This is a genomic window from Mycobacterium sp. 1165178.9, assembly GCF_001673555.1.
In the GTDB taxonomy this organism is placed as follows: domain Bacteria; phylum Actinomycetota; class Actinomycetes; order Mycobacteriales; family Mycobacteriaceae; genus Mycobacterium.
Genome location: NZ_LZMB01000168.1, coordinates 1 through 5599 on the forward strand (window position 1 = coordinate 1; position 5599 = coordinate 5599).

The 5599-nt window shown below is 68.6% G+C and carries 4 protein-coding genes and 1 pseudogene; all 5 read right to left on the reverse strand.

Annotation, left to right across the window (positions count from 1 at the left end; translation table 11 throughout):
* A partial coding sequence (locus A5652_RS08215) for a penicillin-binding transpeptidase domain-containing protein (RefSeq protein ID WP_156745219.1) occupies nucleotides 1-1614 on the reverse strand: 1614 nt, incomplete at its 3' end.
* A 173-nt stretch (nucleotides 1615-1787) separates the two neighbouring features.
* Complete coding sequence (locus tag A5652_RS08220) at nucleotides 1788-2642, reverse strand: GNAT family N-acetyltransferase (RefSeq protein WP_067349019.1); 855 nt, start codon at nucleotides 2640-2642, stop codon at nucleotides 1788-1790.
* A gap of 49 nt (nucleotides 2643-2691) precedes the next feature.
* A complete protein-coding gene (gene ispG, locus A5652_RS08225; protein ID WP_067349022.1) occupies nucleotides 2692-3870 on the reverse strand; it encodes a flavodoxin-dependent (E)-4-hydroxy-3-methylbut-2-enyl-diphosphate synthase in 1179 nt (392 codons plus the stop codon).
* A gap of 22 nt (nucleotides 3871-3892) precedes the next feature.
* Entirely contained in the window at nucleotides 3893-5116 is a 1224-nt protein-coding gene (locus tag A5652_RS08230) for an RIP metalloprotease (protein WP_067349026.1), read from the reverse strand.
* Between the two features lie 19 nt (nucleotides 5117-5135).
* Nucleotides 5136-5599: pseudogene (locus tag A5652_RS08235) on the reverse strand (1-deoxy-D-xylulose-5-phosphate reductoisomerase); the annotation flags it as partial.

Sequence of the window (5599 nt, forward strand, 5' to 3'; positions counted from 1 at the left end):
GGTGCCGTTGGTCACCACCAGACGCATCATCGGGCGCAGCGCGTCGATCATCTTCGGGCTGATCGGCGTGGTGTCGCCCTGAACGGCCGTCTGGCGGCCCGCGATCAGTTGAGGCACGGGCGTCTTGCCGGCGGCGACCGTGGCCGCCACCAGTGCCATGCCGAACGGGCTGGCCAGCACCTTGCCCTGGCCGAAACCGTCCTCCGTGCGTTCGGCCAGGTCCACCGTCGGTGGCACCGACCCCGTCACGGTGGTGACGCCGTCCACCGTGTAGTCGAGGCCCATCCCGTATTGGGCGGCCGTCTGGGTCAGGCCCCGCGGCGGCATCCTGCTGCTCAACTCCGCGAACGTGGTGTTACACGAACTGGCGAATGCGCGCGACAGCGACACCACGCCGAGATCGAAGCCGCCGTAGTTGGGCACGGTGCGGTGCCCGATGTCGAGGTGGCCCGGGCAGCCGAGCATCGAGTTGGGCGTGGCCATGTCGCGGTCGACGGCCGCGCCGGCGGTGATCATCTTGAACGTCGACCCCGGTGGAAACAGGCCGTTGGTGGCAGGCAACCCATCCGCGTCGGCGCCGCCGTTCTGCGCGATGGCGAGGATTTCCCCGGTCGACGGCTTGATCACGACGATCATCGCCTTGCCGCCCTTGTTGTCGACCGCGCGCTGGGCGGCGTTCTGTACCACCCGGTCCAGGGTGATCGACACCGAGGGCGCCGGCGAGCCTTCGACCTCATGCAGCACTTCGACCTCGACGCCGTTCTGGTTGACGCTCACCACCCGCCAGCCCGCCTGGCCGTCGAGTTGGTCCACCACGGCCTTCTTCACCGCGGAGATGACCGCCGGCGCGAAATGCGGGTCGGTGGGCAGCATTTCGGGCTGGGGGGTGACTACGACGCCGGGCAGGTGCCCGACCAGCGGGGACACCCGGTCGTTGTCGTCGGGGTGCAGCGTCACCCCCAGATCCACCGGGTGAGGCGTCGAGCTGGCTTGCTCGGCGAGCAGCTGGGGGTCGTTGAGCGCTCCGTTGAAGGGGTGCAGCACATCGACGATCGCGTGTGCCGTGCCGGCAAGGGCCGGTCCGGCCTGCGTGGCGTCCAGCGTGTAGTGGTACAGGTAGCCCGGCACCAGCACGTCGCTGCCGCCGAGCTCATTCACCGAGGCGCGGTGCGGCCGGTCGGCGCGCAGCGCGAACGTCTGGTGCTCACCCAGCTTGGGGTGCAGCGCGGTGGTGGTCCACCGCACCGCCCAGTGCCCTTCGTCGCGCGCCATCTTCAGCTGGCCGTCGTAGGTCCAGGTTCGGTTCTTTGGCAGGTGCCAGGTGAAGCGATAGCCGACGGTGCCGCTGTCCTCGGCGTACTTGGCGTTGAGGACCTGCGCGTCGAGGTGGGATGCCTGCAGGCCGGACCAGGCCGCGTTGAGCGCCTCGCGGGCCTCGTTGGGGCTGTCGCTGAGCTGCGCGGCGGTCGCGGTGTCGCCGATGGCCAGGGCGCGGAAGAACTTCTCCGCCGCCGGGCCCGGGCCGTCGGGCCGGGGCGTGCATCCGGACAGGACGATGACCGCGACCAGCAGCAGACCTGAGGCGGACGAGGCCATTGTTGTTCTAGTTGCCATCGGTGCAAATGTTAAGAACTGTGGCGTGAAGAGCAGCGCCGACACACCGAGACCCAACCGTTATGCGTGATTGGCCGCGGCCTCTCCGCGTGAATCTGCGGACAGCCGCACATTCGGTGCCGAGCGTGCGGCCAGCCGCACACTCGCTCAGGGGTGGTCTCCGAAGGCGTCCGCTAGTCGAGCAGCACCGTCGCGAACGTGCCGATCTGGGTGAAGCCCACGCGGGCGTACGCGGCGCGGGCCACCGTGTTGAAGTCGTTGACGTAGAGGCTTGCAGTTCGCCCGGTGCCGACGATCACCGCGGCGACCGTCGCGGTGCCCGCGGTGCCCAGGCCGGCCCCGCGCCACTCCGGGTGCACCCACACCCCCTGGATCTGGCCCACCCCCGGGGACTGCGAGCCGACCTCGGCCTTGAAGACGACCTGGCCGTGCTCGAACCGCGCCCAGGCGCGCCCGGCCGTGATCAGGCTGGCCACCCGTCGCCGGTAGCCGCGGCCGCCGTCGCCGAGCCGCGGGTCGACACCCACCTCGCCGATGAACATGTCCACGGCCGCCACCAGGTAGGCGTCCAGCTCTTCGGGCCGGACCTGTCGCACCCCGGGGTCGAGGTCACAGCTGGGGTGAGTGGACAACGCGAGCAGCGGTTGGTGGTCGCGCACGTCGCGGGCCGGGCCCCAGGCCGCCTCGAGCCGCTCCCACATCGGCATCACTAGCTCGGCCCTGCCCACCAGCGACGAGCAACGCCGCGTCCCGCGCATGGCCTCGTCGGCGAACGCGCTCAGATCGGCCGGCGTCCCGCGCAGCGGGATCAGGTTGGCGCCGGCGAAGCAGAGCGATTCGTCGGCACCCCGCAGCGTCCACAGTTCGCCGCCGATCGAATTGGGATCGATGCCGTGGTCGGCAACCCGGGCCGCGACCATGCATGCCGCGACCGGATCGTTGTCGAGCACCCGCCAGACAGCGGCCGCGTCGCGCACCACGGACACCCGTCGCTCACCGACAAGGCGAAACAGGGGCGGAGCCGACATATGGCGAACTCTCTGTGGTGCGAACTCTTCGACCGGGCGCTGGCGTTAATCAGCTTACGGTGACAACAGGTGAACCGCTCGATGTTGCTTCCGGTCCGCCATCGCTGTTCACGTCGGTGCCCATCTCCGCGGCGATCCGCATCGCCTCTTCGATCAGCGTTTCGACGATCTGGGCTTCGGGCACGGTCTTGATCACTTCGCCACGAACGAAGATCTGGCCCTTGCCATTTCCCGACGCGACGCCGAGGTCGGCCTCGCGGGCCTCCCCCGGACCGTTGACGACGCACCCCATCACGGCTACGCGTAGCGGAACGTCCAGACCGTCCAGGCCGGCGCTGACGGCGTTGGCCAGGGTGTAGACGTCTACCTGCGCGCGCCCGCACGACGGGCACGACACGATCTCGAGACCACGCGGCCGCAGGTTCAGCGATTCGAGGATCTGGATGCCGACCTTGACTTCCTCGACCGGCGGCGCCGACAGCGACACCCGGATGGTGTCGCCGATGCCGCGCGACAGCAGTGCGCCAAAGGCGACCGCGGACTTGATGGTGCCCTGGAAGGCGGGGCCGGCCTCGGTGACGCCGAGGTGCAGCGGATAGTCGCACTGTTCGGCCAGTTGCTCGTAGGCGGCGACCATGACCACCGGGTCGTTGTGCTTGACGCTGATCTTGATGTTGCCGAACCCGTGCTCCTCGAACAGCGAGGCCTCCCACAGCGCCGACTCGACGAGCGCCTCGGGGGTGGCTTTGCCGTACTTCTCCATGAACCGCTTGTCCAGCGAGCCCGCGTTGACGCCGATGCGGATCGGGATGCCGGCCGCACCGGCGGCCTTGGCGACCTCGCCCACTCGGCCGTCGAATTCCTTGATGTTGCCGGGGTTTACCCGCACCGCGGCGCACCCCGCGTCGATAGCGGCGAAGATGTACTTGGGCTGGAAATGGATGTCGGCGATGACCGGGATCTGGCTGTGCCGGGCGATCTCGGCCAGCGCGTCGGCATCCTCCTGACGCGGGCAGGCCACTCGGACGATGTCGCAGCCGGCCGCGGTCAACTCGGCGATCTGCTGCAGCGTCGTGTTGACGTCATGCGTCTTGGTGGTGCACATCGACTGCACTGAAATCGGATAATCGCTGCCGACCCCGACGTCACGGACCATCAGTTGGCGCGTGGTACGCCGGGGCGCAAGCGTGGGCGCCGGAGTCTGCGGCATGCCCAGGCCAATGGTCACTGTGTTGTTTCCTTCGGTTTCGTTACTGGAAGAGCCTGATCGGATTGACCAGATCGGCGGTCACGGTCAGCAGCATGTAGCCGACCACGAACACCAGCACGACGTACGTCGCGGGCATCAGTTTGAGGTAGTTCACCGGCGCGGCCGCGACCATGCCGCGGGCCGACCGGATCAGGTTGCGGATCTTCTCGAACACCGCGATGGCGATGTGGCCGCCGTCGAAGGGCAGTAGCGGCACCAGGTTGATCGCGCCCAGGATGAGGTTCAGCTGGGCCAGGAAGAACCAGAACGCCACCCACAACCCGTGGTCGACGGTGTCGCCGCCGACGATGCTGGCCCCCACGACGCTCATCGGCGTCTCCGGGTCACGCTGCCCGCCGCCGATGGCGTGCACGAGCGCACCGACCTTCGTCGGGATCGCGACGAGCGCTTTGCCGACCTCGCGGGTGAGGTCACCGGTGAAGCCGATCGTCGCGGGAATCGCCGTCAACGGCCCGTAGTGCGTGGGCGCGACCTTGACCGCGCCGACGCCGATGGCCCCCACCGTCGAGGGTTGCTGCTGACCGCCCGGCGCGTTGGACCCGGTGCTCACGTAGCGCTGGGTGGTTGTGACGTCGACGTGGGTGGTGATCGTGGTGCCGTTGCGCTCGGCGACGATCGGGACGTTGCCGTGCAGCTTGCGGATGGCGGCGGCCATGTCTTCGAAGGTCGACACCGGGGTGTTGCCCACCTTGACGATGACGTCGCCCGGTCGAATTCCGGCGAGCGCCGCCGGACCGGGCCCGGTGCACTCCGCGACCTTGCCGGGCGCTACTTCCGGTGCCACGCAAGCGGTTTCGCCGACAACCGCCCGAGTCGGCGGATGCAGGTTCGGCAGCCCCCAGATCAGTGCGATGCCGTAGAGCAGCACTATGGCGATGACGAAGTTCGCCGCGGGACCGGCGAAGAGCACCGCCACCCGTTTCCAGGCCGCCTGCTTGAACATGGCACGGTCGGCCTCGTCGGGTGCCAGCTCCTCCACCGAAGTCATGCCGGCGATGTCGCAGAAGCCGCCCAGCGGAATAGCTTTGAGGCCGTACTCGATTTCACCGCGCCGGGTCGACCACAGGGTGGGGCCGAAGCCGACGAAGTAGCGCCGCACCTTCATGCCGGTCGCACGCGCAACCCACATGTGCCCGCACTCGTGCAGGGCCACCGAGATCAGGATGGCCAGTGCGAACAGCACAATGCCGATAACGAACATCATCTCCGCTGCAGGACCTTTCTCACGCCACTCCGGAGGCTTTTGCCGACACCTTGGCGGGCTGGGCTTGTGCGATGGCGCGCCGCGCCCGGTCACGAGCCCAGCGCTGCGCGTCGAGTACGTCATCCACGTTAGCGGGTAACACCGCCCACTGGTCGGCAGCGTGCAGCACGTCGGCGATGGTTTTGACGATCGCGGGGAACCCGAGCCGGCCCGCGAGGAAGGCCTGCGCCGCCTCCTCGTTGGCCGCGTTGTAGACGGCGGTCATGCAGCCACCGGTCTGCCCGGCGTACCGGGCCAGCTCGACGGCGGGAAAAACGTCGTCGTCCAGCGGCTCGAAATCCCAGCTAGAGGCCGTGCTGAAGTCACAGCTGGCGGCCGCGGCGGGGACCCGCTGCGGCCAGCCCAGGGCCAACGAGATCGGCAGCTTCATGTCCGGGGGACTGGCCTGGGCGAGGGTCGACCCGTCGATGAAGGTGACCATCG

Excerpts from the sequence above, each read along its gene's own strand:
- A5652_RS08220 (WP_067349019.1), bottom strand. The coding sequence starts at position 2,642 with ATGTCGGCTCCGCCCCTGTTTCGCCTTGTCGGTGAGCGACGGGTGTCC.
- A5652_RS08230 (WP_067349026.1), bottom strand. The coding sequence starts at position 5,116 with ATGATGTTCGTTATCGGCATTGTGCTGTTCGCACTGGCCATCCTGATC.